Below are 4,721 nucleotides of genomic sequence, written 5' to 3' on the forward strand. Positions count from 1 at the left end.
GTTCGGCCAGTCGGTCGACGGCGACCAGAAGCTCGGCCGCTAGCGCGAGGCCCCGCCCGATTGCGATCGGGCGACCTCATCGGGCGACCTCGACGGGCCGCGGACCTGGTGCTGCGGCCCGTTCGCGCGTCCGGGCGAAGGAATGCCGCAGGCTAGTCGGCCAGCGGCACCGGCTCCGGCGGGGCGCGGCCGAGGATCAGGTCCGCGCCCTTCTCGCCGATCATCAGGGTCGAGGCGTTGAGGTTGGCCGACGGCATCGTCGGCATGATCGAGGCGTCGACGACGCGCAGGCCGTCCAGCCCGTGGACCCGGAGCTGGTCGTCGACCACCGTCGTCGGATCGGTCCCCGGGCCCATCCGGCAGGTGCCCATGAGGTGGAAGGTGGTGGTGCCGCGCTGCCGGGCGAAATCGAGCAGCTCGTCGTCGGTCTGCGCCTGGTCGCCCGGATATTCCTCGCGCTCGAAATAGGGGGCGAGCGGAGCGGTGCGCAGCAGCCGCCGCCCGAGCTTGATGCCGCCCAGCAGCACCCGCCGATCCATCTCGTGGGCGAGGTAGTTGGGCTGGATCTCGGGCGGGGCCAGCGGGTCGGCGCTGCGCGCGCGCACCCAGCCGCTGCTCTCCGGCCGCTGCTGCCAGGCGGCGACCGTCATGCCCGGAAAGTCGTCGAGCCGCGACTGCACCCCCTCCTTGTAGCTGGCGGGGGTGAAGGTCATTTGCAGGTCGTTGGTCTGCAGCGCCTCGTGCGACTTCCAGAAGCAGTGCACGACGGTCGGGCTCAGCCCGAGGATGCCCTTGCGGGCGACCATCCACTTGGCGATCTCGCCCACCAGACGGATGCCGCGGGCGCGCTCGTTGATGGTGTCGATGCCGCGGACGCGGCCGACCATGCGCGGCGCATAGTGGTCGCGCAGGTTCTCGCCGACCCCCGGCAGCGCCTGGACGACCGGGATGCCGAGCCGGCCCAGCAGCCCGGCCGGGCCGATCCCCGACACCTGGAGGAGCTGCGGCGAGTTGACGACGCCGCCGGCCAGGATGACCTCCTTGTCGGCGTGCAGTTCGACCTCGCTGCCGCCGCGGCCGCCGGCCAGGTAGCGGATGCCGACGGCGCGCCGCCCTTCCATCAGGATCTTCGTCGCGTGGGCGTGGGTGCGGATCGTCAGGTTGGCGCGGCCGGCCGCCGGGTGCAGGAAGGCGCGCGCCGCGCTGACCCGCCGGCCGTTGTGGATGGCGCGCTGGAAATAGCCGACGCCGTCCTGGAAGGCGCCGTTGTAGTCCGGATTGCGCGGGATGCCGATCGACACCGCGCCTTCGATGAAGGCCTCGCAGAGCGGGTGGCGCCAGTCGGGGTCGGTCACGACGATGCCGCCGTCGCGGCCGCGATAGGTGTCGTCGGCGTCCCCGACCCGCCGCTCGCTGCGCCGGAAATAGGGCAGCACGTCGGCATATCCCCAGCCCCGGTTGCCGCGCTGGGCCCAGCCGTCGAAGTCGAGCCGCTGGCCGCGATTGTAGATGTGGCCGTTGATGGCGCTGGAGCCGCCCAGTGTCTTGCCGCGGGCGGCGAGGATGCTGCGCCCGGCGGTCCATGGGCTGGGCTCGGTCTTGTAGAGCCAGTTCACGCTGGGATCGACCAGCGTCTTCATGAAGCCAGCCGGGATGTGCAGCATCGGGTTCCAGTCCCGGCCGCCCGCCTCGAGGATGCAGACGCGGTGCCGGCCGTCGGCCGACAGGCGGTTGGCGAGCACGCAGCCGGCGGTGCCGGCGCCGACGATGATGTAGTCGAAACGGTCGGTCACGGCGCCTGGTCCCGTCCTACTTGCACTTGCCGAGGCACTGCCCCGCCTTGCCGCCGCACTGGCCCTTGTTGCCGGTGCGCTTCAGGCAGGCCTGTTCCTCGGCGACGCACTTCTCCCGGCACTGCGCCTGGGCGTCCGCCGGCCGCGGCGTCGCCACCAGGAGCGTCCCGGCGACGACCGCCAGCACGCCCGCCATCGCCTGGATGCGAAGCATGGTTTCCTCCCTCGGGGGACCCCCGGAGCCGGGGCAGGCGACAGTAGCGCCCCCTGCCGTGGCCGGCCAAGGGTCGATCGTGCGCCGGCCTGCCGCACCCGTCGACGCCGCCGGCATCGTCCTCCGGCGGTGAAATGGTCTAGGTTGGCCGCCCTATCGCTTCGGGCGGCACTTCGGAGGACGGCATGGCGGCGATCCGGCTCGGCTTCATCGGCTTCGGGATCATGGGCGAGCGGCTGCTGCGCGCGGCGGTCGCGCACGATCCGGCGGTGCTGGTTCCGTCCGGCGTCTGGGATCCGTCGCCGAAGGCGATGGCGCGGCTCGCAGAGGCGCTGCCGGCGGTGCCGCGACTGGCCGACCGCGCGGCGGTGCTGGCGGCGTCCGACTGCATCTATGTCGCCTCGCCGCCGGCCAGCCACCTCGACCACGCCGCCGCGATCCTGGAGGCCGGCAAGGCCGCCTTCCTGGAGAAGCCGCTGGCGGTCGATGCCGAGGCGGCGGGACGCTATGTCGGCGCGCTGGCTGCGCTCTCCGGCCGGGCCGCCGTCAACTTCCCCTTCGCCTCGTCGCTGGCGGTCGCCCAGATCGCCGCCTGGATCGCCGACGGGGCGGTCGGGCGGCCGCGCCGGCTCGACATCGAAGTCGCCTTCCGGACATGGCCGCGGCCGTGGCAGGCCGAGGCCGCCGGCTGGCTCTCGCGCCGCGCCGAGGGTGGCTTCACCCGCGAGGTGGTGTCGCACTTCCTCTTCCTGACGCGGCGCCGGCTCGGGCCGCTGACCCTGCTCGGACATGGGGTGGAATATCCCGGGGTCGATCACCTCGGGGGCGATGGCTCCGAGACCGCGATCGCCGCCAGCCTGACCGCCGGCGCGGTGCCGGTCCGCCTCGCCGGCGGAGTCGGTACCACCGACAAGGACGACCACAACCTGTGGATGCTGGAAGGGGAGGCGGGGGCGGTCCGCCTGCGCGACTGGTCGGTGGCCGAGCGCCGCGAGCCGGACGGAAGCTGGCGTGCGGCGCCCGATGCGATGCCGAACGAGCGCGCCCGGCCGCTCGTGCTGGCGCGCCAGCTCGACGCCGTCGCCGCGATGACCCGCGGCGAGGCCCACCCGCTGGCGACGCCGGCGGAGGCGCTCGACGTGCAGCGGGTGGTGGAGCGGATCCTCGCCGGCTGACGGCGCTCAGGCCGCCTTGGCCGCCTTGGCCGCCTGCAGCGCCTCCCACACCCGCGCCGGTGTCGCCGGCATGTCGATGTGCTGGACGCCGGCCTGCGCCAGCGCGTCGACGACGGCGTTCATGACGCTGCCGAGCGCGCCCGCGCAGCCGGCCTCGCCGCAGCCCTTGGTGCCGAGCGGGTTGGTCTTCGCCGGCACCGGATGGCTGTGGAAGCCGATCGCGGGCAGGTCGGGCGCCCGCGGAATGGCGTAGTCCATGTAGGAGCCGGTCAGGAGCTGGCCCGATTCGTCGTAGACGACCCGCTCCATCAGCGCTTGGCCGATGCCCTGGGCGACGCCGCCATGGACCTGCCCCTCGACCAGGAGCGGGTTGACGATGGTGCCGAAGTCGTTGACCGAGGCGTAGCGGTCGATGGCGACGATCCCGGTTTCGGGGTCGATCTCGACCTCGACGACGTGGCAACCGTTGGGATAGGCCGACGGCGCACCGTCGCTGACATGGCTGACGTCGAGCGTCTCCGGCACGCCCTCGGGCTTGACCGGCATGGCGCGCAGCCGCTCCGCCAGTTCCAGGATGCCGATCGCCCGGTCGGTGCCGGCGATGACGAAGCGCCCGGCCGCGAACTCGATGTCCGCCTCCGCCGCCTCCAGGACGTGGGCGGCGGCGGCGCGGCCCTTGTCGACGACCTGGATGCTGGCCTCGTGGATCGCCTGGCCGCTGTTGGTGACCGAGCGCGAACCGCCGGTGCCGCCGCCCGCCTTCATCTCGTCGCTGTCGCCCTGGAGGAGGCGGATGCGCTCGAACGGCACGCCCAGCCGGTCGCTCAGGATCTGGGCGAAGGGCGTGGCGTGGCCCTGGCCGTAGTCGAGGGTGCCGGTGATGATGGTGACCGTGCCGTCCGCCTCGAAGCGGAGGCCCCCCATCTCCTTGTTGGCGGGCGCGGTCACCTCGAGATAGCAGCCGATGCCGCGGCCGCGGAGCCTGCCGGCCGCCGCGGTCGCCTGGCGCCGGGCCTCGAACCCCGCCCAGTCGGCGGCCGTCAGCGCCTCGTCGAGGATCGCCGGGAAATCGCCGCTGTCGTAGTGCATGCCCGAGGCGGCGACGTAGGGGATCTGCTCCGGCCGGATCATGTTGCGGCGCCGGAGTTCGACGCGGTCGATCCCCATCTCGACTGCCGCGCGGTCGATCAGGCGCTCCATGAAGTAGTTGCCCTCGGGCCGCCCGGCGCCGCGATAGGCGCTGACCGGGGTGGTGTTGGTCAGCACGCAGAGGGTCCGGACCTCGAGCAGCGGCGTCGCGTAGACGCTGGGCACGTTCTTGACGATGTTGAGGGTCGGCATCAGCGCGCCGACCGCGGACAGGTGGCCGCCCATGTCGCCGTAGTTGCGCACCCGCACGGCGAGGAAGCGGCCGTCGCGGTCGAGCGCCAGTTCGCAATGGGCGACATGGTCGCGGCCGTGATGGTCGGAGAGGAAGCTGCCGGAGCGCTCGTCCGTCCACTTGACGGGCATCCCCAGTTCCTTCGCCGCGTGCAGGAT

The 4,721-nt window shown here is 72.8% G+C and carries 4 protein-coding genes; 1 reads left to right on the plus strand and 3 read right to left on the minus strand.

Annotated elements, in window-relative coordinates:
- Positions 1 to 152: 152 nt before the first annotated feature.
- A complete protein-coding gene (locus tag ACE3Q3_RS22895; protein ID WP_374449932.1) occupies positions 153 to 1,793 on the minus strand; it encodes a GMC family oxidoreductase in 1,641 nt (546 codons plus the stop codon).
- 16 nt (positions 1,794 to 1,809) lie between these two features.
- Positions 1,810 to 2,007: a hypothetical protein gene (locus tag ACE3Q3_RS22900; protein ID WP_374449934.1), complete on the minus strand. Its 198-nt coding sequence runs from the start codon at positions 2,005 to 2,007 to the stop codon at positions 1,810 to 1,812.
- A gap of 185 nt (positions 2,008 to 2,192) precedes the next feature.
- Between ACE3Q3_RS22900 and ACE3Q3_RS22905 the strand changes: the two genes are divergently transcribed.
- On the plus strand, positions 2,193 to 3,182 hold the full coding sequence (locus ACE3Q3_RS22905; RefSeq protein ID WP_374449936.1) for a Gfo/Idh/MocA family protein: 990 nt from the start codon (positions 2,193 to 2,195) through the stop codon (positions 3,180 to 3,182).
- A gap of 6 nt (positions 3,183 to 3,188) precedes the next feature.
- On the opposite strand, the gene ACE3Q3_RS22910 is transcribed toward ACE3Q3_RS22905, so the two are convergent.
- Positions 3,189 to 4,721 (minus strand): xanthine dehydrogenase family protein molybdopterin-binding subunit (locus tag ACE3Q3_RS22910; RefSeq protein ID WP_374449938.1); only part of this gene is annotated, 1,533 nt, incomplete at its 5' end.

Source organism: Allostella sp., from assembly GCF_041913585.1.
Classification (GTDB): domain Bacteria; phylum Pseudomonadota; class Alphaproteobacteria; order ATCC43930; family Allostellaceae; genus Allostella.

Coding starts and splice junctions, on each gene's coding strand:
- ACE3Q3_RS22900 (WP_374449934.1), bottom strand. CDS start 2,007: ATGCTTCGCATCCAGGCGATGGCGGGCGTGCTGGCGGTCGTCGCCGGG.
- ACE3Q3_RS22905 (WP_374449936.1), top strand. CDS start 2,193: ATGGCGGCGATCCGGCTCGGCTTCATCGGCTTCGGGATCATGGGCGAG.